Annotated in this window: 16 protein-coding genes; 5 read left to right on the top strand and 11 right to left on the bottom strand. The window is 61.9% G+C overall.

The window, feature by feature from the left end:
* Nucleotides 1-316 precede the first annotated feature (316 nt).
* Nucleotides 317-2737: a beta-glucosidase family protein gene (locus ABNP46_RS07680; RefSeq protein ID WP_349921811.1), complete on the top strand. Its 2421-nt coding sequence runs from the start codon at nt 317-319 to the stop codon at nt 2735-2737.
* Nucleotides 2738-2817: 80 nt separating this feature from the next.
* On the opposite strand, the gene ABNP46_RS07685 is transcribed toward ABNP46_RS07680, so the two are convergent.
* Nucleotides 2818-3270 (bottom strand): DUF4124 domain-containing protein, encoded by a 453-nt coding sequence (locus tag ABNP46_RS07685; RefSeq protein ID WP_349921812.1) that lies wholly within the window; start codon nt 3268-3270, stop codon nt 2818-2820.
* Between the two features lie 466 nt (nt 3271-3736).
* Here ABNP46_RS07685 and fabV point away from each other — a divergent pair, with 466 nt between their 5' ends.
* The gene (gene fabV / locus ABNP46_RS07690) at nt 3737-4930 is read left to right on the top strand and encodes an enoyl-ACP reductase FabV (RefSeq protein WP_349921813.1); all 1194 of its coding nucleotides are present in this window, start codon (nt 3737-3739) and stop codon (nt 4928-4930) included.
* Between the two features lie 158 nt (nt 4931-5088).
* On the top strand, nt 5089-6564 hold the full coding sequence (locus ABNP46_RS07695; RefSeq protein ID WP_349921814.1) for a YfcC family protein: 1476 nt from the start codon (nt 5089-5091) through the stop codon (nt 6562-6564).
* Between the two features lie 61 nt (nt 6565-6625).
* On the opposite strand, the gene ABNP46_RS07700 is transcribed toward ABNP46_RS07695, so the two are convergent.
* On the bottom strand, nt 6626-7840 hold the full coding sequence (locus ABNP46_RS07700) for a pyridoxal phosphate-dependent aminotransferase (RefSeq protein WP_349921815.1): 1215 nt from the start codon (nt 7838-7840) through the stop codon (nt 6626-6628).
* A 344-nt stretch (nt 7841-8184) separates the two neighbouring features.
* On the opposite strand from ABNP46_RS07700, the gene ABNP46_RS07705 reads away from it, so the two are divergent.
* The gene (locus tag ABNP46_RS07705; RefSeq protein ID WP_349921816.1) at nt 8185-8394 is read left to right on the top strand and encodes a DUF1653 domain-containing protein; all 210 of its coding nucleotides are present in this window, start codon (nt 8185-8187) and stop codon (nt 8392-8394) included.
* A 63-nt stretch (nt 8395-8457) separates the two neighbouring features.
* Here the strand turns inward: ABNP46_RS07705 and ABNP46_RS07710 are convergent, their stop codons facing one another.
* The 5 genes from ABNP46_RS07710 to ABNP46_RS07730 form a co-directional block, all read right to left on the bottom strand.
* Entirely contained in the window at nt 8458-8715 is a 258-nt protein-coding gene (locus ABNP46_RS07710; protein WP_349921817.1) for a GrxA family glutaredoxin, read from the bottom strand.
* Between the two features lie 144 nt (nt 8716-8859).
* On the bottom strand, nt 8860-10305 hold the full coding sequence (dacB, locus tag ABNP46_RS07715) for a D-alanyl-D-alanine carboxypeptidase/D-alanyl-D-alanine endopeptidase (protein ID WP_349921818.1): 1446 nt from the start codon (nt 10303-10305) through the stop codon (nt 8860-8862).
* A gap of 83 nt (nt 10306-10388) precedes the next feature.
* Nucleotides 10389-12149: a DEAD/DEAH box helicase gene (locus ABNP46_RS07720; RefSeq protein WP_349921819.1), complete on the bottom strand. Its 1761-nt coding sequence runs from the start codon at nt 12147-12149 to the stop codon at nt 10389-10391.
* Between the two features lie 132 nt (nt 12150-12281).
* Nucleotides 12282-13319 (bottom strand): HlyD family secretion protein, encoded by a 1038-nt coding sequence (locus ABNP46_RS07725; protein WP_349921820.1) that lies wholly within the window; start codon nt 13317-13319, stop codon nt 12282-12284.
* A gap of 10 nt (nt 13320-13329) precedes the next feature.
* Complete coding sequence (locus ABNP46_RS07730; protein ID WP_349921821.1) at nt 13330-13662, bottom strand: DUF3302 domain-containing protein; 333 nt, start codon at nt 13660-13662, stop codon at nt 13330-13332.
* 222 nt (nt 13663-13884) lie between these two features.
* On the opposite strand from ABNP46_RS07730, the gene ABNP46_RS07735 reads away from it, so the two are divergent.
* Nucleotides 13885-15555 (top strand): mechanosensitive ion channel family protein, encoded by a 1671-nt coding sequence (locus tag ABNP46_RS07735; RefSeq protein ID WP_349921822.1) that lies wholly within the window; start codon nt 13885-13887, stop codon nt 15553-15555.
* A 62-nt stretch (nt 15556-15617) separates the two neighbouring features.
* Here the strand turns inward: ABNP46_RS07735 and ABNP46_RS07740 are convergent, their stop codons facing one another.
* From ABNP46_RS07740 to ABNP46_RS07755, 4 genes are all read right to left on the bottom strand, one after another.
* Entirely contained in the window at nt 15618-17042 is a 1425-nt protein-coding gene (locus ABNP46_RS07740) for a carbon starvation CstA family protein (protein ID WP_349921823.1), read from the bottom strand.
* A 143-nt stretch (nt 17043-17185) separates the two neighbouring features.
* Nucleotides 17186-17890, bottom strand: coding sequence for a two-component system response regulator BtsR (gene btsR / locus ABNP46_RS07745; RefSeq protein ID WP_349921824.1), 705 nt, complete (start codon nt 17888-17890; stop codon nt 17186-17188).
* The gene (locus tag ABNP46_RS07750) at nt 17887-19578 is read right to left on the bottom strand and encodes a sensor histidine kinase (protein WP_349921825.1); all 1692 of its coding nucleotides are present in this window, start codon (nt 19576-19578) and stop codon (nt 17887-17889) included. Before ABNP46_RS07750 ends, btsR begins: the two co-directional genes overlap by 4 nt.
* 352 nt (nt 19579-19930) lie before the next feature.
* Nucleotides 19931-21163: an HD-GYP domain-containing protein gene (locus ABNP46_RS07755; protein ID WP_349921826.1), complete on the bottom strand. Its 1233-nt coding sequence runs from the start codon at nt 21161-21163 to the stop codon at nt 19931-19933.
* Between the last annotated feature and the right edge of the window lie 72 nt (nt 21164-21235).

Genomic DNA, 21235 nt, shown 5'->3' on the forward strand with positions numbered 1-21235 from the left:
CCCTTTTCATGGCGGCAGCGGATGGCAAGGCGGGCAGCATCCTGCTGCACCGCGCTATTAAGACAGCCCGGCGGCCTGCCGTCTGCGCGCGGGATCAAGCGCCACGAAACCTAAGGTTGTGCCAGGTAACCAAATGTAACGCTGTGACGGCGGTAGGAATATGGTACCTCGCCACCCCCATGCAAAGTCGTCACTCCCCCATGCAAAGCAGACCCCCGTTCCCCCGCGATAAGCTGCCCTGGCTTGTCTGGTTATGTCTCTAAAAACAGCAGTCTAAAAACAATTGCTCTCAACACATGGAACGAAAGGGGATCCGATGAAACATCACACTCAGCATCCAGGCTGGAGCGGACTGGCCATCGCCATCGCGCTGGCTCTCGCCACCCAGGGGTGCAACGACAACAGCTCCGAGGCGCCCAAGGAAACCGTCAAGGACAACGCCTACTACCGCAGCCTCGCCGAGGGCATGGTGGCCAGGATGACCCACGACGAGCAGTTGGGCATGCTGGTGGGCCCGGGCTATGTGTTTGCCAACGGCGCCTTCGAGATCAACAGCGAGGCCCTCAATAACCTCAAGGGAGATGTACCGGGCAGCGTGGGCTACATCAACGGGGTGTTCAATGCCGAGTCCGGTCTCGACATCGCCGCCAGCAAGATGGCGGACGGGGCCGCCGGGGTGCGCATCTCGCCGACCCGGGAGGGGGAGGGCGGCACCTTCCATGGCACTGCCTTCCCGGTCGGTACCTTGCTGGCCTCGACCTGGGACAGGGATCTGGTCAAGCAGGTGGGGGCCGCCATCGGCAACGAGGTGAAGGAGTATGGGCTGGACGTCTGGCTCGCACCGGGGATGAACATCCAGCGCGACCCCCTCAATGGTCGCGGCTTTGAGTATTTCTCCGAAGATCCCCTGGTCTCCGGGGTGATGGGGGCCGCCGAAGTGGAGGGAGCCCAGGCCCAGGGGGTGGGCACCACCATCAAGCACTTCATCGCCAACAACGCCGAGACCTCCCGCTCCATCGTCGACAACATCATCTCCCCCCGCGCCATCCGGGAGATCTACCTGCGGGGCTTCCAGTATGCCGAAGAGCACGCCAACCCCTGGGCGGTGATGACCGCCATGAACAAGGTCAATGGCACCTACACCGGCCAGTGGGCGGACCTCAATACAAAGGTGCTGCGGGACGAGTGGGGGTTCGAAGGCTTCGTGGTGAGTGACTGGTGGTCAGGGGATGGCCACTATGCGGACATGATCAAGTCCGGCAACGATCTCATCGAACCCGGTGGCCCGGCGCTGCCCTATGGCTACGGCGATGCCCTGACCGGGTTGCAGGAGGCCTATGCGGCCGGTGATCTGAGCGCGGAGGAGATCAAGCAGGGGGCGACGCGGATCCTGACCCAGGTGCTGAAGATGCCCTCCAATCAGGGGTATGTGGCCAGCAATGCGCCGGATCTGGCGGGCCATGCCAGGTTGTCGCGCCAGGCGGCCAGCGATGGCATGGTGCTGCTCAAAAACGAGCAGGGCAGCCTGCCCCTGGCGCAGGGCAGCAAGCTGGCCAGCTTCGGCATTACCCAGGTCAATACCCTGAAGGGCGGAGCCGGCAGCGGAGACGTGAACGCGGCCTATACCGTCAATCTGGTGGACGGGCTGGGCCAGCAGTTCAGCGTCGATGCCGGGCTGGCCGATTTCTATCGCACCTTCTTCGAGCAGAACAAGACGTCGAGCGATTTTGGCGGCATCTCCACCGTAGTGAGCTGCCCGGAACCCGCGCTGGATGCGAGCGAGATCGCGGCCTATGCCGCCAGCAACGAGGCGGCCGTCATCACCCTGGGACGCAACTCGATGCAGGGGCAGGACAGGGCGAATGCCAAGGGGGATTACCTGCTCTCCGACACGGAGCTGGCGCTCATCGATGAGGTCAGTGCCGCCTTCCACGGCCTGGGCAAGAAGGTGGTGGTGGTACTCAATACCGGCGGCGTCATGGACACCAGCGCCTGGCAGGACAAGGTCGATGCCATCCTGCTGGCCTATATGCCGGGGCAGGAGGCGGGCCATGCCATCGCCGATCTGTTGTCGGGGGCGGTCAACCCGAGCGGCAAGCTGACCCAGACCTTCCCGGCCAGCTACCAGGATGTGCCCTCATCAGCTGGTTTCCCGGGCACGGACACCGACGGGGATGGCACCATCGATACCCATTACTACAACGAGGGGATCTATGTGGGGTATCGCTACTACGCGACCTTCGGCAAGGGGGTGAATTACCCCTTCGGCTATGGGCTCTCCTATACCCAGTTTGACTATAAAAACGCCGCCATACAGAGCAATACACTGCCAGATTCGAACGGGAAAGTGACCCTGACTGCCACCGTCTACAACAGCGGGGCCGTGGCGGGGCGTGAAGTGGCCCAGGTCTATGTGGCGGCGCCGGCCGGCGCTCTCAGCAAACCCGCCATCGAGCTCAAGGCGTTTGCCAAGACCCGGTTGCTGGCTGCGGGGGCGAGCGAGACCCTGAGCTTCGAGATCCCGGCGAGCTGGCTGGCGAGCTTTGACGGCGCCACCAACGAATGGGTGATGGAGCCCGGCGCCTACAAGGTGTATGTGGTCCCCTCATCGGATGTGACGGGCATCGCGCCGCTGACCTTCAATCTGGCCAGCCGGCTGGTGGTCGGCAAGACGACACCGGGGGCGCTGGCACTGCCTGCCGGGGTGACGGAGGCTTCCTTCGAAACGCAATATTGATGGGGCTGGCGGTACGGTGTCGGGGGAGCTTGGCTCCCCCTTTTTCGTATCACCGCAATGCGGAACAGGAGTAGGGCAGGTTATTTTTGCTGCTGCAGGGTGGTTATCTGCTTGTTCAGGGCCTCCATCTCGCTCTGATGGCGGCGGCTCATGTCCCGGATCTCGGCGGCGGAGCGCCGCGCACCGCCGTTATCGCCCTGGGGGGCTGTCGTCTCCGTCAGCTGTGCGTTGTAGCGGGTGATCTCGCCGTTCATCTTCTGGGTCTTGGCCTCCATCTCGGCGCGCAGGGTCGCCAGCTGGCGCTGCTTCTGGCTGGCGGCGAGATCTTTCTCGATCGCTTCGGTCTGCTTGCTGGCCTGGGCCACCGCCTCGGCTGGCGGGGTGTAGATGCGCAAGTCCATGGGTTTGGCATTGCCGGCGCAGGGAATGTCGCTGAAGGTGACTTGGCCGTTGACGGTGCACTGGTAGACGGCGGCCTGCACCAGCGGCGACGCGAGCAGGCCGACGAGACAGATGACCAGAGTGCGTGACATGAACTCCTCCTTGCGTGTTGGCTCCGGCAGGGCCCGGGCGGGCCGTTTGCCTCTTCCTGAAACAGTAGTCGTTTAAGCGGCTCGCTTCCTGATGGGCCAGCCGGTCTGTGTTGACGCACTCATGGCAGGAGGGCGCCTGCGTTGGCAATCATGGGGCTGGCCGCCAGCATGGCACCCCCTGTTCAACAGGATGGAGCCCATGCACGACGCCTTGGGGCGAAGACAGGTGGCGTATCGCAGTGTTCAACCCCAGCGGAGGGCGTGCAGGCATCAGGCATCGGCCGGTGCGGGTCATGGTGGCCATCTGGCTCGCCATGCACCCGCTGAAAGGGCGGCATCGTGGCCAGGATGGTCAGGGCCCATGGACACAAAATGGCGGTGGTTCAACACATCAGAGCACCTAATCGCGGCAAGATGAGGTATCTTATGCCCCGATTTCATCCATCAAACGGATAAGAGACAACACATGATCATCAAACCCAAGGTTCGTGGCTTTATCTGCACCACCACCCACCCGGTTGGCTGTGAGGCCAATGTCCGTCGCCAGATCGCCTACACCCAGGCACAGGGCACCATCGAAAATGGTCCCAAGAAGGTACTGGTGATCGGCGCGTCCACCGGTTATGGCCTGGCTTCCCGCATCGCCACCGCCTTTGGCTCCGGCGCCGCCACCATTGGCGTCTTCTTCGAAAAAGCGGGCACCGAGACCAAGCCCGCCACCGCCGGCTGGTACAACTCCGCCGCCTTTGACAAGGCCGCCAAGGAAGCCGGTCTGTACGCGAAAAGCGTCAACGGTGATGCCTTCTCCAATGAGTGCCGCGACACCGTCATCAATCTCATCAAGCAGGATCTCGGTCAAATTGATCTGGTGGTCTACTCCCTAGCCTCGCCGGTGCGCAAGCTGCCGGATACCGGCGAAGTAGTCCGTTCCGCCTTGAAACCCATCGGCGAGACCTACACCACCACCGCCATCGACACCAACAAGGATCAGATCATCACCGCCACCGTCGAGCCGGCGAATGAGGAAGAGATCGCGAACACCATCACCGTCATGGGTGGTCAGGACTGGGAGCTGTGGATGTCGGCCCTGCGCGATGCAGGTGTGCTGGCTGACGGCGCCAAGTCCGTGGCTTACTCCTACATCGGTACCGACTTGACCTGGCCCATCTACTGGCATGGCACCCTGGGCCGCGCCAAGGAAGACCTGGATCGCGCCGCCAGCGCCATCCGCGGGGATCTGGCCGCCAAGGGCGGCACCGCCCACGTGGCCGTGCTCAAGTCCGTGGTGACCCAGGCTTCCTCCGCCATTCCGGTGATGCCGCTCTACATCTCCATGGCCTTCAAGATCATGAAGGAGAAGGGCATCCACGAGGGCTGCATGGAGCAGGTCTATCGCATGATGCGCACCCGTCTGTACGGCGCCGATCTGGCCCTGGACGAGCAGGCCCGCATCCGCATGGATGACTGGGAATTGCGTGACGACGTACAGCAGACCTGCCGGGATCTGTGGCCCTCCATCACCACCGAGAATCTGTCCGAGCTGACCGACTACACCGGTTACAAGCAGGAGTTCCTGCGCCTGTTCGGTTTCGGTCTGGACGAGGTGGACTACGAGGCGGACGTGAACCCGGACGTCAAGTTCGATGTGGTCGAGCTCTGAGCCTGACACCGATGAAGAGGGGCCCTGCGGGGCCCTTTTTTATGGAAAATCATCGTGTTTCACCGATTTTTATTATTCTCGATCACCTTTTGGGTTCATCAAACCCGCTAGTCTTGCGCTGATCGGATCACTGACGGCCCAGCCGAGGAAAGGAAACTATGACCAGCCCCCAAGCGGCGCGATCGAGGCGCCAGCTCCCCACCGTTTATACCCTGCTTTTCATCATCATTGCCCTGATGGCGGCCCTCACCTGGGTGTTGCCGGCGGGCAAATATGACTATGTCACCGCCGACAGCAAGCAGCCGATCGCGGCGGCCGCCGTGGCGGATTACAGCGGCGGTGAGCGCCTGCTGCCGGTGCCCGGCAGTTACACCGAGCTACCCGCCCACCCGCAGGGGGTGTTCGAGGTGCTCAAGGCCCCCATCCAGGGCTTTCACAAGGCCGCGGACGTGGCGCTGTTCGTGCTCATCATCGGCGGTTTTCTCGCGGTGACCATGCAAAGCGGCGCCCTGGATGCCGGGGTTGGCGCCATCGTGCGTGCCTTCGCCGGTCGTGAGCGGCTGCTCATCCCGGTGCTCATCGCCCTGTTTGCCCTCGGCGGCTCCACCTTCGGCATGGCGGAGGAGACGGTGGCCTTCTGGGCGCTCATCGTGCCGGTGATGATGGCGGCGGGCTTCGATCGTATGGTGGCGGCGGGGATCATCCTGCTCGGCTCCGGGGTCGGGGTACTGGCGTCCACCGTCAACCCCTTTGCCACCGGTATCGCGTCGGGCTTTGCCGGCATTCCCATCGGGGATGGCATCGGCCTTCGCGTCATCTTGTGGCTGCTGCTGGTGATCTTCGCCTCCTGGTTCGTGATGCGCTACGCCAAGCGGGTGCAGCAGGACAAGGGCAGCTCCGTGCTCGCCGACATTCACTACGACGACGAGTTCGCCCAGATGAAGAGCGGGGACGGGCTCTTCAGCGGCAAGCAGAAGCTCACCATGGCGGTGTTCTTCGCCACCTTCCTGCTGATGATCTATGCGGTGGTGCCCTGGTCGGATCTGGGCATTGTCTGGTTGCCGACCCTGGGCTGGTGGTTTGACGAACTCTCCACCCTGTTCTTCAGCGCCTCCATCCTGATCGCGCTCATCAACCGGATGCCGGAGTCCAGCTATGTGGCGACCTTCCTGAACGGGGCGCGGGATCTCATCGGGGTGGCGCTGGTGGTGGCGGTGGCCCGGGGCATCTATGTGGTGATGGAGCAGGGGGTCATCATCGACACCATCTTGCACTGGGCTGAGGGGCTGGTGAGCGGCCTGTCATCGTCGGTGTTCATCCTGGTGGCCTATCTGGTGCACATCATCCTGAGCTTCTTCATCCCCTCCACCTCGGGGCTGGCCACCGTCTCCATGCCGCTGATGGGGCCGCTCGCGGACTTTTCCGGCATCTCCCGGGATCTGGTGATCACCGCCTATCAGTCCGCCTCCGGCTGGATCAACCTGTTCGCTCCCACCGCCGCCCACCTGGTGGCCGGGCTGGCGCTCGCCAAAATCCCCTACGATCGCTTCGTGCGCTGGGTGCTGCCCTTCATCGTCGGGGTGGCCCTCATCACCATGGGGGTGCTGGTGGCCGGTGCCCTGCTGCACGGCTGATGGCTTGGCCAGCGACAGATAGCAAAAAGGCTCCCGCGGGAGCCTTTTTCGTGAACCGAGCTTACTGTTTGTAGCCCTTGAGGAAGCGGGCGAAGCGGCCGATGGCCTCTTCCAGCTCCTCTTCCCGGGGCAGGAACACCAGCCGGAAGTGATCCGGTGCGGGCCAGTTGAAGCCAGTTCCCTGCACCAGCAGCAGTTTCTCCTGCTGCAGCAGGTCGAACACCATCTTCTGGTCATCGCGGATGTCGTACACCTTGGGATCCAGGCGCGGGAACATGTAGAGCGCCCCCTTGGGCTTGACGCAGGAGACCCCGGGGATCTCGTTCAAGAGTTCCCAGGCCTTGTCCCGCTGGCGGCGCAGACGTCCCCCCGGCAGGATCAGCTCGTTGATGCTCTGGTAGCCGCCAAGGGCCGCCTGGATGGCGTGCTGCATGGGTACGTTGGAGCACAGCCGCATGGAGGCCAGCATCTCCAGCCCCTCGATGTAGCCCTTGGCGCGCCCCTTGGGCCCGGTGATGACCATCCAGCCCTGGCGGAAGCCACAGGCGCGATAGGCCTTGGAGAGGCCGTTGAAGGTCACCACCATCACATCGTCACACAGGGTGCAGACGCTGGTGTGGGAGATGTCGTCGTAGAGGATCTTGTCGTAGATCTCGTCGGCGAAGATGATGAGATTGTGCTGGCGGGCGATCTCGATCAGCTCCAACAGGAACTCGCTGCCGTAGACGGCGCCGGTGGGGTTGTTCGGGTTGATCAGCACCAGGCCGCGGGTACGCGGGGTGATGCGGGCGCGGATGTCGTCCAGATCCGGATACCAGTCGGCCCCTTCGTCACAGCGATAGTGCACCGCATGGCCGCCGGAGAGGGTCACCGCCGCGGTCCAGAGTGGATAATCGGGGGAGGGCACCAGCATCTCGTCGCCGTTGTTGAGCAGCGCCTGCATGGCCATGACGATGAGTTCGCTCGCACCGTTGCCGATGTAGATGTCATCGATGTCGACCTTGCGCATCCCCTTCTGCTGGTAGTACTGCATCACCGCCTTGCGGGCGGAGAAGAGCCCCTTGGAGTCGCAGTAACCCTGGCTCTGGGGCATGTTGAGGATCACATCCTTGATGAGCTCCTCCGGCGCCTCGAAACCGAAGGAGGCCAGGTTGCCGATGTTGAGCTTGAGAATGCGGTGGCCTTCGTCTTCGAGACGGCGAGCTTCTTTATGCACCGGGCCGCGGATGTCATAGCAGACATCGTCGAGCTTGTGCGACTTGTCGATCGTGAACATGGTGAGCGTGATTCCTTCCCCTGGGGGCGCGTTGGCAGAAAGCGTTTTTTAGTATCAAATATTTCTACCTCTATTCTTCACAGAATTGAATGCTAGAACAATCTAATTTATGGAATAAATCCCTGATATTGGGCCTCTAAACAGCGTTGCTGATTCGTTAAATTCAGCAGGATCTTTTGCCGGTTTCCCCGCAAGGCAGTGAAAGATGGGGAATGACCCCATAAAGCCAAGGTGGTGTATTGAAATAAACGCGCTATCTGGCACGATTGGCTGGTCTGAAAAAGGGCCTTGGTGCCCTGTCGCCCCGTGGACGGGGCTCTCTCATCCTTCATCGAGGCACTCTCATGCACGCACCTGCACCCGGCCGTTATCGTCACTTCAAGGGGGGGCTCTATCGGGTGCTCACCCTGGCCCGGCACACCGAGACCGGGGAGTCCCTGGTCATCTATCAGTCCGAGCAGGATGGGGAGGTCTATGCCAGGCCCGTCCCCATGTTCATGGAGTGGATTGAGCATCAGGGGCAGGTGGTGAGCCGCTTTACCCCCCTGGCGTGAATCCCTCCCGATCTTGACCATGAAAAAGGCGCCATCAGGCGCCTTTTTTGTGCAGTCTCGGGATCAGAGCCCCAGGTTGGCACGGGCGTAGGCTTCAAAATCGGTGCAGCCACCGATGTGCTGCTCGTCTAGGAAGATCTGCGGCACCGTGGTGACGGGCTTGCCCGCCTTGGCGGCCAGATCGTCCTTGGTGAGCCCTTCGGCGTTGATGTCCACGTAGCGGAACTCGAAGTCATCGCGATCCTCGGTCAGTTGCTCGGCGATCTGCTTGGCACGAACACAATAGGGGCAACCGGGGCGACCAAAAATTTCTACAAACATCGTTTCTCTCCGTTAAATTCGCCGCTAAGACGAGGTTTGCCACAGCATAGCCTCGCCCTTGGGCCAGTCAAAGTGGAAATTGCCGATACGGCCATTCGCCGTATTCGATAGAGGCCACCTCGCGCGCAAGGCGGCCGTTTGCATTTATTGCGCGGAAATCTGGATGGGTTGCTGCTGGTAGATGCTCTCCAGAATGCCCTTCTCGAACACGGTCCAGGGCCAGGGAGCCTTGCTGGCACGGTAACGCTCATGGGTGGCCGGATCCTGGGAGAGGCCGCGCTGGAACACCACGAAGGCCTTGCGTTGGCCACCGGCGGTGTCGATGAAGCCCGCCAGGTTGGAGGTGCCGGTGATGGTGCCGGTCTTGGCGTGGACCTTGTTCTTCATCATGGGGGCGGTGACGCTGCGGCGCCAGGCCAGGGTACCATCCACTTGGGAGCTCGGCAGCAGCTTGATGAAGTCGAGCTGGGCGTCGTTCTTCTGGATGAAGTTCAGCACCGAGAGCATCTGGCGGGCGCTGATGAGGTTGTGGGCGGAGAGGCCGGAGCCGTCGGCCAGGGTGGCGTTGCCCAGATCGATGCCGTTCTTGGTCAGGATGGCGCGTACCGCCATGGTGCCGCTGCGATAGCTGCCCGGCTTGTTGTAGTAGTGGCGGCCGACGGTTTTCAAGAAGGTATCGGCATAGAGGTTGTCGGATTTTTTCAGCATCTTGGCGAGCATGACCGGCAGGGAGACCGAGTAGTGGGTGGCCAGCGTCGCTGCGCCCACCGGCGCCTGATGGGTGACGCGCAGCAGGCCGTCGTGGCTGATGCCGGCCCGGTTCATGGCCCAGCGGATGTTGTCCCAGCCCCAGGCTTCCACATCGTGGATGGCAAAGCGCAGCCCCTGGGGCTCCTTGTTCGGGGTGATGCAGCCCTTGAGCTCATAGAAGTTGCCCTTGGCCATGTCCACTTCCAGGGCACAGAACTGACGTGCCATGTCGCCATAGCTCATCACCTCCACGTTGTCGGCGCCGATGCCGATGGGCACGCCGGTGGCGACGTTACCGACCGCGGGCTTGCCAATCTGGGTGGCGGTGACGGTGCCGTAGGCACAGTTCTTGTCGATGATGACCGAGGAGACGGGGGCCGCGAAGCAGAGGGTCTGATCCCCCCATGACCAGCCATTGCCGCGCTCGTAGCCGTTGTAGGCCCCGGTGTTGACGTAGACATTGCCCTTGATGCGGGTCACGCCGAGCTGTTTGAACAGGGCGACCAGGTCCATGCGGGACAAGGTGGGATCACCGACGAAGTTGATCCAGATGTCACCGTTGATGGCATCCCCCTGCTTGGCGCCGGCCTGTGCCTGGATGTCGGTGGCGAAACGGAAATCGGCGCCGAGTTCGAGGCGGGCGGCCAGCGCGGTGAGCACCTTCATGGTGGAGGCGGGGGCTATCATGTCATCGGCGTGGCTTGCGAACTCCACCCCGCTGTTGCCCTGCACGATGACGGCATACTGGCCCCCCTTGGGGGGCGTGAGCGGAGCGGCGGGTGCCACAGTGGAAAATAGCGTGGAAACGAGAGCACATAAACCAATCAACTGCCGCTGCATAAGATCCTCAAACTGAACGAAGGGGGCGGCATCTTGTACCATCCCCGATAATCAAAATCGGCATTTCATCTGCCAGGGTGCCATCATGCCAGGGTATCTGCGGTGCGATAGCGGCCCTGGTAGTCAAAAATCTTCTCTTTTATTTGCCAGAAACGACCGGACTTGCGGGCGATGACGAAGTCCGGGTGGCGAAACCGGGTTTCGGCGGCCAGCACGCTCTCCAGAGTGGCAAATTCGGGTTCGAGTCCCGGAGCGGGCCAATGATGACGCACAAAGCGCTGTTGAAACAAGCGCCGTGCGCCGCTTGAGTGAAAGCCGAAGTACTCCATCAGGGTCAGACCATCCTCATCGTGGTAGGTCACCTCCAGCCGCTCACCCTGCTTGCCCAGGCCGCTGGCGAGGCTCAGCCCGGCGCAGCGGATCACCATGCAGTCCTTGAGATTGAGGGCTTCCTTGAGTTTGTCATCCGGATCCATCAGCAGCTGATTGCAGCTTTGGCAGCGGCGGGCGGCAATGTCGTTCTCGGCGCCGCAAGCGGGACAACTCTTGGCGCGAAAGCGGTAGTCGCACTCCTCGCGGTGCCCTTCGTCGTCTTCGAACAACCCCTGGCAGCGGCGGCCGTAGTGCTCTATCACCTTGCCGTCTTCATCGGTCTTGCCCCAGAAGGTGTTGGCAAAGCCGCAGGCGGGGCAGGGGACCTGCACCGGCTCCGTGCCGGCATGGGGCCTGGGCTCTCCCACCTCGGGGGCAAACAGGTTGAAGTTGTTGCCCGCATAGTCGAGCACCAGACAATCTTCCTTGCCGGGCGACAGGCGCAGGCCCCGACCGACGATCTGCTGATACAGCGACACCGACTCGGTGGGGCGCAGCATCACGATGAGATCCACGTGGGGGGCGTCAAAGCCCGTGGTGAGCACCGCCACGTTGACCAGATACTTGAGTTGCCGCTCCTTGAAGGCCTGGATCAGGGCATCGCGCTCCGGCCCCGGGGTTTCCCCCGTGATAAGGGCGGCGTTTTCTCCTTTGCTGCCGAGCAGGCCGTGAATTTCCCGGGCGTGCTCCACGGTGGCGGCGAAGATCATCACGCCTTGCCGCTCCCGGGCATATTCCAGTACCTGGCTGATGATGTGGGGGGTGACCCGCTGCTGGCGCTTGAGCTCGCCGTTGAGCTGCGCCTCGCTGAACAGGCCGTTCTCCCGGGGAACCAGCCGGCTGAAGTCGTAGTGGACGATAGGGGCATCCACCAGCCTGGGCGGCGTCAGATAACCGTTCTTGACCATGAAGCGCAGGGGCAGCTCGAACACGCAATCCCCGAACAAGCGCTCCCCGTGGCTCTTGACCATGCCGTGATAGTGGCGCCGGTAGATCCAGCCCAGCCCCAGCCGATAGGGGGTGGCGGTGAGCCCCAGGATCTTGAGCGCCGGATTGGCGCTCTTCAGATGGTCGATCACCTGATGGTACTGGCTGTCATCATCGAGAGAGACCCGGTGGCACTCGTCGATGATGAGCAGGGAGAAGGCGCCGTCGAAGGCATCGAGATTGCGGGCCACCGACTGCACCGAGCCGAACACCACCTGGGCGCTTGCCTCTTTTCGGGCAAGGCCGGCGGCGAAGATGTCTGCCTTAAGATCCCAGGCCTCGTACTTGGCGTGGTTCTGCTCCACCAGCTCCTTGACATGGGCCAGCACCAGCACCCGGCCACGGGCCTTGCGGGCCAGCTCGGCGATGACCAGACTCTTGCCTGCGCCGGTGGGCAGCACCACCACGGCGGGATCCGGGTGCTTTCGAAAGTGCTGGATGACGGCGTTGACGGCGTCGGTCTGATAGGGTCTGAGGACGAACATGGGGCAACGTGCTGATGCGAGGTGGCGCCATTATAGGGGGGTTGCGTTCAAAATGCAGGGGCTGGCAGAGAGGGGCTGCCAGATATGCAACGGGCCAGCAAAGGCTGGCCCGTTGTCGCTGTGTATCGCAGCTTAGTGGAAGGGGAACAGGTAGTTGAGCCAGCTACCCATGCGCATCAGGATCTTGCGCATGATGGCCACGTGGTGGACATGCTCGGTGTAGATGGCTGCCTGGCCGCTGGAGCCCGCGATCACCTGGTACTTGGCCCACTCGGGGTCGGTAATCTCGAGGACGATGGGCAATCGACCCGGCACCTGGGCCGAAGTCTGGTCGATGAGACCGGCCTGGGCCTGGATGTTGCCCGGCGCCATGGCGGGGATCACCGACTGCACCCTGGCCTTGAAGATGCGGCCAGGGATGCCGTCCAGCACCACCTCGGCCTCATCCCCCGCCTTCAGGCGCTGCATGCTGTTCTGCCAGAACCAGCCGACGTAGGAGTTGGCATCCTCGTTGATGAAGGTCATCACGGGGCGATACATGAAGGGGGCGGCGATCATGCCTGGACGCAGGGCCAGCTGCACCACGTGACCGTCGGTGGGGGCATAGACCACGGTCTGCTCGAGCTCGTATTTGGCGATGTTGAGCTGGGCGGTGAGATCATCCAGCGACGCCTTCTGCTGGTCGATCTGGGCGACGATGTCGTCCACGTTGGCCTGAGTCACGTCCAGATCACGCTGCTTGCCGATGCCGCGACGCACCAGCTCCAGGGCGCGATCCCGGTCGAGGCTGGCAGAGCGCAGCCGGGCGTCCAGGGACTTCAGGAAGTCCTTGTTGGAGGCAAGGCGTGCGGTCAGGCTGGCGACGCGCTCCTGGAAGGGAACCGCATCGAGACGAAACAGCACGTCCCCCTTCTTGACCGGCTGGTTGGCCTTGACCGGCACCTCGCTGACGCGGCCCTTGACCAGAGGCACTATCGGGGTGGAGACGTAGTAGTTGCGTGCCAGCTCCGAATAGGGGTGGTTGTAGTTCATCAGGGTGATGAGGGCCCCGATGATGAAGACGCCGCCGAGCACGGCGGTCGGCACGGTCCACTTGTTGAGCGGGATCTTGAAGATCTTGAAAATGCCTATACAGATGGCGGTATAGGTGAGGATCAGTAGCAGGTCCATGGAGAGTTACCTATTTGTCAGTCTGTTCGAGCGTGTTCATGCGGGCTTGCAAGGCGGCAAGCTCTTGTTTGAGGGTTTTGATCTCGTCTTCATCCTTGTCCAGACGATGATTGAAGCCCCAGCCCCGATCCGGACGGTAGACCGTGGCCCAGATCCAGAGGAATGGCCAGAGCACGTGCAAGGTGAACAGGCTCACCCAGCCGGCCACATGAATGGCGTCCTGGTGGGGGTGGTTGCGGTGCTTGGCAATTTCGTACGGAATATCGTGGATGACGATGACCCCGTAAAACATGACCAAGACGACAAACACCAGAATGCCCAGGGCTATGTAGTCAAGTACCATCGATTTCTCCCATCTGAGTCGCGATTAATGCCTTGTTTTCTCTCGGCAAGACACCCGGCCATGATGACAGCATATTACGCCAGTGCAAGACTGCAATCAGAGAGTTGATGAACTCGTACAGTCGTGGTTCATTGGTTGCTCATTTATCGCACAAATTTGATTTGGTTAGATAAAATCAAACAGCAATGGATGCCCGATGGGGCAAAGGGAGAGGTGAGCCGGATGGAAAGATGGGGCTGGAGTGAGGGATGGCGGCTTGGCCTGGTGCTGATGGTGTTGCTGCTATCCCGCGTTGGTTGGGCGGCCGAACCCAGGATAGAACCGAATGACCAGGAGCGGGCCCAGACCCTGATCCTGCTCCATGAACCCATCGTCATGCTGCCGGCCAAATATGGCAGCCTGGACGGGGCGGCCAGGGTGCGGCTGGCCCATGAACGGATCCAGCGGATGGAGCCGGTGGACCTCGCCTTGCCGGTGACGGTGGCGCAGGGCACCCGGCACGGTCAGGACAGCCGGGAGTTTCTGGTCAACGGCAAACGCATCCTGGTACTGCTGGCAGGGGATCTGGATGAATTCGATGAGCTGACCCTGGATCAGGCGGCCGAACGCGTCAAAGTCCGGCTCGACGGGGTGCGTACCAAGTATCTCGAGTTGCACTCGACCTCCTATCTGCTCAAATCCGTCGGCAAGACGCTGCTGGTCAGCCTGCTCTTCTTCGCCCTGGTCTGGCTGCTGCAAAGGGGGCTTCGGCGCGTCAAGAAGTGGCTCGCCAACCGGTTGTTGCTGCAAAAGGGGCTGATCCCCCACCAGTGGCGACAGGTCGCGGGCAACGTGGAGGCCCGGCTGCTGAGTCTGCTGGCCCTGCTGGTGATCTTCATGCTCACCTACGGCTGGCTCACCTATGTGCTCGGGCTCTTCCCCCAGACCCGGGCCTGGAGCGAGCGACTCGGGGACTCCTTGTTCGCCCTCTGCGCAGACATGCTGGAAGGGATCATCGCCGCCATGCCGGGGCTGGTGACCGTACTGCTCATCATCGTCATCACCCGCTTCTTCATCCGCATGCTGGCCATCTTGTTTGATCGCATCGAGCGGGGCCAGTTCAGGCTGCAAGGGCTGCATGCGGAGACCATTGGCGCCACCCGGCGGCTGCTCTCCGTGGTGATCTGGCTGTTTGCCCTGGCGGTGGCCTATCCCTATCTGCCGGGGGCGGATTCCGATGCATTCAAGGGGATCAGCGTCTTCTTCGGATTGATGGTGACACTCGGCTCCGCCGGGGTGATGAACCATGCCATGAGCGGCCTGGTGCTCATCTATTCTCGCGCCCTGCGGCCGGGGGATCTGGTGCAGATAGGGGACGTGGAGGGCATGGTGACCGAGCTCAACGCCCTCTCCACCAAGCTGGTCACTCGTCAGGAGCACGAGGTGACCCTGCCCAATGCGGTGGTGGTCGGCGGCCGGGTGACCAACCTCACACGGTTGGCGGGCAGCAAGGGGGTGGCGCTCCTGACCAAGGTGACCATCGGCTATGACACGCCCTGGCGTCAGGTGCACGCCATGCTGGAGCTGGCGGCCAGGCGCTGCAAGCTCATCAATCAGGATGAACCGCCTCTGGTGCGGCAGCTCAACCTGCAGGACTGGTATGTGGAGTACGAACTGCAGGTTCGGATGAAGGGGGATCTGCTGCCGGCGCCGGTCAAGACCGAGTTGCACGGCCATATCCAGGATGTGTTCAACGAGTTCGGGGTACAGATCATGTCCCCCAACTTCATCGCCCAGCCGGATCAGGCGGTACTGGTGGCAAAGGAGCACTGGTATCAGGCCCCGGCGCAGACACCCACCGACGAGTCCGTCCAGGCGTCAGCGTCCGGATCGGATGAGGGCAGGCAGGGATAGGGAAGGCAGAAACGAAGAGGCCCGGCAGTGATGCCGGGCCTCTTGTTTTTCAGGGGGAAGACTTATCCGCGCTCTTCGGCCTGGGTCAGACGGGAGGGTCTGAACTTGACTAGGAAGGCCAGGGTGATGAGGGCGGTCGCCACCAGACCGATGATGGTGGAGGTGTCCATCGCCAGCCCGAAACCGATGGGGGCATTGGCCAGGTAGGTGATCACCACCGCCGTCATGAAGATGGCGGGAATGGTGCAGACCCAGTGCAGCTTGCCTTCCTTGATGAGGTAGGCGGCGGCCGCCCACAGCATGATGACCGCCGTGGTCTGGTTGGCCCAGCCGAAGTAGCGCCAGATCACCCCGAATTCCGCCTTGGAGATGATGAAGCCAAGGATGAACATGGGGATGGCGATGAGCAGGCGCTTGGCCATGGGCTTCTGGGTCAGCTTCAGGAAGTCGGCGATGATGAGGCGGGCGCTGCGAAACGCGGTGTCACCGGAGGTGATGGGCAGGATCACCACGCCGAGGATGGCCAGGATGCCGCCGACGGTGCCAAGCAGGCTGGTGGATACCTCGTGCACCACGGCTGCCGGGCCGCCGCTCGCCAGGGTGGCGTTGAGGGCTTCGGTGCTGTCGTAGAAGGAGAGGCCCAGGGTGCACCAGATGAGGGCGATGATGCCTTCACCTATCATGGCGCCGTAGAAGATGAAGCGGCCGGACTTCTCGTTCTGCATGCAGCGAGCCATCAGCGGGGACTGGGTGGCGTGGAAGCCGGAGACGGCGCCACAGGCGATGGTGATGAACAAGAGCGGCCACAGCGGCAGATCCGTCGGGTGCAGGTTGGAGAAGTCCATCCCGGTGTTGTAGAAGCCTTTGCCGGACACCATGAGGCCGATGATGAGGCCGACCGACATGAACACCAGCAGGGCGCCGAAGATGGGGTAGAAGCGACCGATGATCTTATCGATGGGGACGATGGTTGCCAGAATATAGTAGGCAAAAATCGCCATGATCCAGTAGACCAGATCGGTGGCGGTGAGGTTGGCCAGCAGACCCGCCGGGCTCAGCACGAACACCACGCCCACCAGCATCAGCAGCACCACGGCAAACAGGTTCATGAAGTGCTTGGCGGCGGTTCCGAGGTGCTCACCGACCACGGTCGGCACGGAGGCACCCTTGGCGCGTACCGACAGCATGCCGGAGAAGTAGTCATGGACGGCGCCGGCGAAGATGCAGCCAAACACAATCCAGAGCATGGCGACCGGGCCGTAGAGGGCGCCCAGGATGGGGCCGAAGATGGGGCCGACCCCGGCGATGTTGAGCAGTTGCACCAGGTAGACCTTCTTGTCCGACATTGGCACATAGTCCACGCCGTCGGCCATGGTGATGGCGGGCGTTGCCAGCTCGGGTTTGGGGCCGAACAGCCGCTCGATGAATTTGCCATAGGTAAAATAGCCTGCCACCAGCAGGCCGACACAGAGGAAGAACCAGATCATTGTTACGCTCCAGCATTGTTATTTTATGGTGTGCGCCGGCAGTGTAAGTGGAGAGCTTCTGTTAACGGCAGGTAAAGGTCGTGAGCGGCGCCATGGCGAAGCGAGCGGCGAACCATTGTGATCCGGCGCACAGTCAGGGCGCGTTATTCGAGGCCCAGTTCCTCCCGCAATGTCTTGAGGTAGCGACGGCTGACCGGCACACGCGCCCCGCTCGGGGTGACTATCTCGGCCAGCTGGTTGTCCAGCAGCTGGATCTCGAAGATGGCGGCGGGCGCCACCAGATACTGGCGGTGGCAGCGAAGCAGCGGTGTCTTCTCTTCCAGGGATTTCAAGGTGAGCTGGGTATGGAACAGCTCCCCCTGACAGGCCACATGGACGCCGCCGAGATCGGAGAAGGCATATTCCACCTGCGAGGTAGGCAGCAGTCTGACCCTGTTGTGCAGGTAGCCCGGGATGTGGCGTATGACAGGCGCCAGGGTCGTCATGGGCAGAGGGCTGAGATCCTGTCTGAGCCGCCCCAGGGTCTTGGTGAGGCGGGCGGGCTCCACCGGTTTGAGCAGGTAGTCGAAGGCGTTCTCCTCGAACGCCTGAATGGCGTACTCATCGAAGGCGGTGACGAAAACGATGCGGGGCAGGGGATCGAGCATGGCCACCAGATCCATGCCGCTCAGCTTGGGCATCTGGATATCGAGGAAGACCACATCCGGCTTGAGTGACTGGATGAGGGGCAGTGCCTCGATGGCATTGGCCGCCGTGCCCAGGATCTCGATGTCGGCCTCGGGGGCGAGCAGTTCCGCCAGCTCGGCGCGGGCATAGGGTTCGTCATCGACGAGGATCACGCGGATCATGTCATCTCCTTGGTGAGGGGGCCGGGGGGCTTGGGCAGGGTGAAGCTGACTCGGGTCCACTGCTCCGGCTCGCAGGTTACCTGAATGCTGAAGCGTTCACCGAAGGCGCTCTTGAGCCGCCTGTCGACGATGCTTATGCCGAGTCCATCTCCGCCGGTGCCGGTCTGCCAGGCGCCGGCGTTGTCTTCCACGCAGAGCATGACCTCGTGCGCCTGCTCCTGGGCGAAGAGGCGAATGCACCCTTGATCCAGGAGGGAGCAGATGCCGTGCTTGATGGCATTCTCGATGAGGGGTTGCAGAGTGAAGCTCGGCAGTATCAGCTCCCCCAGATGGGGCGGGATCTCGTTTTGCACGCGAAGCCGCTCCCCGAAGCGCGCCTGCTCTATCTCCAGATAGGATTGGCAGTGATCCAGCTCTTCTTGCAGGGTGACCAGCCCATCCTGGCGCTTGAGATTCTTGCGAAAGAAGCGGGAGAGGTGCAGCAGCAGCTGGCGGGCACGTTCGGGCTCGCGCCGCGTGATGGCACTGATGGTGTTGAGGGTGTTGAACAGGAAGTGGGGATTGATCTGGGCCTGGATGAGCTTGAGCTCGGATTGCACCAGCAGCCGCTGTTGCTGCTCCAGCCGCCCGCTCAGCAGTTGTTGTGACAGCAGATTGGCGATCCCTTCCCCAAGGGTGTGATTGATCTTGAGAAACAGCCGCTTCTTGGGTTCATAGAGCTTGATGGTACCGATCACCCCCTCGTCCCCCTGCAGCGGGATCACCAGCACGGAGCCGAGCTGGCAGTGGCTTGAGATACTGCAGCGATAGGGTTGACGGTTGCCATCGGCAAACAGCACCCGGTTCTGGGCGATGGCCTGCTGGGTGATGGCCGAGGTGATGGGGGTGCCCGGTTTGTGGTGATCCTCGCCGGTGCCGATGAAGGCGAGGATCTTCTGGGTATCGGTGATGGCGACGGCGCCGACGCCGGTCTCCTCCTGCACGATGTGGGCGATTTTCTGGCTCGCCTCGACGGTAAAACCCTGGGTCATGATGCCGACGGTGCGGTTGGCGATGGTGAGCGCCTTGGCGGAGAAGACCCGGGAGAACTTCTCATACATCCGTTGCTGGTCGCGGATCATGCTGATGAACAGCGCCGCGCCGCAGGAGTTGGCGAGGATCATGGGGGTGGCGATGGTGCGCACCAGCAGCAGGGATTTGTCGAACGGGGTGGCGACCAGGAGGATGATGACCATCTGCAGCATCTCGGCATACAGGGTGGTGAAAAAGGCGATGCGCGGCTTGAACAAGTCCTCCACCCGGTTGGCTCGCATCAGTCGCCAGTGCACCAGGCCCCCCAGCAGGCCTTCGCAGGTCGTGGAGATGGCGCAGGCGAGATCCGTGAAACCGCCGAGGGTATAGCGGTGCAGGCCACCGGTCAGCCCCACCAGAAAGCCCACCAGAGGTCCCCCCAGCAAGCCTCCCAGCACGGCACCGACGGCGCGGGTATTGGCGATGGCGTCGTCGATGTCGAGCCCCACATAGGTGCCGAGGATGCAGAAGGAGGAGAAGATGACGTAGATCAGCACCTTGTGGGGCAGTCTGACGGAGTAGTTGGCGAGGGGGCGCAGCAGTGGACTCTTGGAGAAGAGGTAGGCGATGACCAGGCTGACGCTCATCTGCTGGAGCAGGGAGAGGACTAACTGCATGAAAAACGTTCCTTAAAGCCGGATTGGACTGCCAGGCCCCGCTGGGGTTTTGTGATCCCGATCCCGCATTGTTTGGCGTCTCGGCTGCGCAGCGCGGCGCAGTGTGCCAGAAATGAAAAATAAAACCACATTAAATCAGCATGTTAAATTGATATTTGTGTAATCGGCACGGGATTGATATTGCTGGTGAGTGCATGAATGTATCCGCAGGATACGCCACACGGAGGTGGCATGCTCCGCCCGGCTTTTAGCTGGGCGTTTTTTATTCAGCCCCGATAGGGAACGATTTTAAGGGGCAACTGGCAATTATTCAGGTTTGTCCAATGAGTTATCCCCAGCTTCTGGGGATAACTCAGAAGGCGAAATAGTAACAGAAGCGCCGGGTCAGGTTGAAGAAGGGGCGTTGCCCCTCGTCGAGATCCTCCTGGCGCAGGGTGGCGACGATGCTGCGCTCATCTTCCCGCAGATCGAGCATGGCGACCGCCTCCGGGCGCTGGGCCCTGACATAGGGCAACACCTTGGGCTTGAGGGGCATGGTGGGCTCGGTGGAGAGCACCAGGGCGACGGAGTCGTCGTCCAGCCGCACCAGAGAGCCCGGGGGATACACCCCGAGCACCTTGATGAGCAGCCTGACCAAGTCCTGGTCGAATTTCTTCTGGGAGAGTTTGTAGAGCTGGGCGATGGCCTGGCTCGGCGCCGCCGGGTTGGTGCTGCTGCGAGGATGCAGCAGCTCGTCATAGTAATCCACCAGTCCGATGAGGCGGGCGAGGGGGGGGATCTCTCCTCCCTTGATGCCGAGGGGAAAGCCGCTGCCGTCGAGGCGTTCGTGATGCAGGTGGGCCACCTCGCGGATCCGGGGTTCAAAGGCCTGCAACTGGTTGAGCATCTCCAGGCCGTACTGGGGGTGCATGTTGAGAAAGTTCTGCTCGGCGCGGCTGAGCTCCCCCCGTTTCTGGGTGATCTGCCCCGGGATCCTGAGCTCGCCTATGTCGTGAATGAGCCCGGCCAGCCCCGCCTCCTCGATCTCGATGGGGCTCATCTCCAGCTCCCGGGCCATCAGCATGGCGATGAAGGCCACGTTCAGGCTGTGCTGCAACAGGCTATCGGTGTGCTGGCTGCGGATAAGGTGCAGGCCGAGGGGCCCCTGGTGCTCGGCGAGACGGGCGGCGGCGTTGCGCACTATCTGCATGGTGTTGGCCAGCCCCTCATCGGGTTTGAGATTGAGGGCGCCGAGGGCATCGCGCAGCTCGGAGAGGGATTGACCAAACGCCTTGTCGGCGGCGCGAAGGGATTTACGAAATGCCTTCTCATCGAAGAGTGGGGTGTCAGGAAGAGACTGATCCTGCTCGGGTTCGCTTGGTGTCGTATGGGTATGTTCGGCGCGAAGCAGGGGCTCTATGGGCAGATCACTCTTGTCGGGATCCACCATCAACAAGGTGAGCTCGAGATGGAGCAGGATGTCGAGTTGTTGCTGATCGCGGATCTTGAAGGCATTGAACATGAAAGGGTGGCTGGTCCATCCCGTGGGGAGATGGATGTAGTGGCCGACTCTTAACTGTTCGATGGAGGCTTGGATCAGCGCCATATGCTCGCTCTGGTATCGTGTTTGCCTACCAATAAGCTAGCAAAATTAAACAGATAGACAAATAAAAAAGCC

The sequence above is a fragment of the Aeromonas veronii genome (assembly GCF_040215105.1).
In the GTDB taxonomy this organism is placed as follows: domain Bacteria; phylum Pseudomonadota; class Gammaproteobacteria; order Enterobacterales; family Aeromonadaceae; genus Aeromonas; species Aeromonas veronii_G.

What these genes read in the sequence shown, in the direction of transcription:
- ABNP46_RS07680 (WP_349921811.1), top strand. Translation starts at nt 317, where the DNA reads ATGAAACATCACACTCAGCATCCAGGCTGGAGCGGACTGGCCATCGCC.
- ABNP46_RS07685 (WP_349921812.1), bottom strand. Translation starts at nt 3,270, where the DNA reads ATGTCACGCACTCTGGTCATCTGTCTCGTCGGCCTGCTCGCGTCGCCG.
- fabV (WP_349921813.1), top strand. Translation starts at nt 3,737, where the DNA reads ATGATCATCAAACCCAAGGTTCGTGGCTTTATCTGCACCACCACCCAC.
- ABNP46_RS07695 (WP_349921814.1), top strand. Translation starts at nt 5,089, where the DNA reads ATGACCAGCCCCCAAGCGGCGCGATCGAGGCGCCAGCTCCCCACCGTT.
- ABNP46_RS07700 (WP_349921815.1), bottom strand. Translation starts at nt 7,840, where the DNA reads ATGTTCACGATCGACAAGTCGCACAAGCTCGACGATGTCTGCTATGAC.
- ABNP46_RS07705 (WP_349921816.1), top strand. Translation starts at nt 8,185, where the DNA reads ATGCACGCACCTGCACCCGGCCGTTATCGTCACTTCAAGGGGGGGCTC.
- ABNP46_RS07710 (WP_349921817.1), bottom strand. Translation starts at nt 8,715, where the DNA reads ATGTTTGTAGAAATTTTTGGTCGCCCCGGTTGCCCCTATTGTGTTCGT.
- dacB (WP_349921818.1), bottom strand. Translation starts at nt 10,305, where the DNA reads ATGCAGCGGCAGTTGATTGGTTTATGTGCTCTCGTTTCCACGCTATTT.
- ABNP46_RS07720 (WP_349921819.1), bottom strand. Translation starts at nt 12,149, where the DNA reads ATGTTCGTCCTCAGACCCTATCAGACCGACGCCGTCAACGCCGTCATC.
- ABNP46_RS07725 (WP_349921820.1), bottom strand. Translation starts at nt 13,319, where the DNA reads ATGGACCTGCTACTGATCCTCACCTATACCGCCATCTGTATAGGCATT.
- ABNP46_RS07730 (WP_349921821.1), bottom strand. Translation starts at nt 13,662, where the DNA reads ATGGTACTTGACTACATAGCCCTGGGCATTCTGGTGTTTGTCGTCTTG.
- ABNP46_RS07735 (WP_349921822.1), top strand. Translation starts at nt 13,885, where the DNA reads ATGGAAAGATGGGGCTGGAGTGAGGGATGGCGGCTTGGCCTGGTGCTG.
- ABNP46_RS07740 (WP_349921823.1), bottom strand. Translation starts at nt 17,042, where the DNA reads ATGATCTGGTTCTTCCTCTGTGTCGGCCTGCTGGTGGCAGGCTATTTT.
- btsR (WP_349921824.1), bottom strand. Translation starts at nt 17,890, where the DNA reads ATGATCCGCGTGATCCTCGTCGATGACGAACCCTATGCCCGCGCCGAG.
- ABNP46_RS07750 (WP_349921825.1), bottom strand. Translation starts at nt 19,578, where the DNA reads ATGCAGTTAGTCCTCTCCCTGCTCCAGCAGATGAGCGTCAGCCTGGTC.
- ABNP46_RS07755 (WP_349921826.1), bottom strand. Translation starts at nt 21,163, where the DNA reads ATGGCGCTGATCCAAGCCTCCATCGAACAGTTAAGAGTCGGCCACTAC.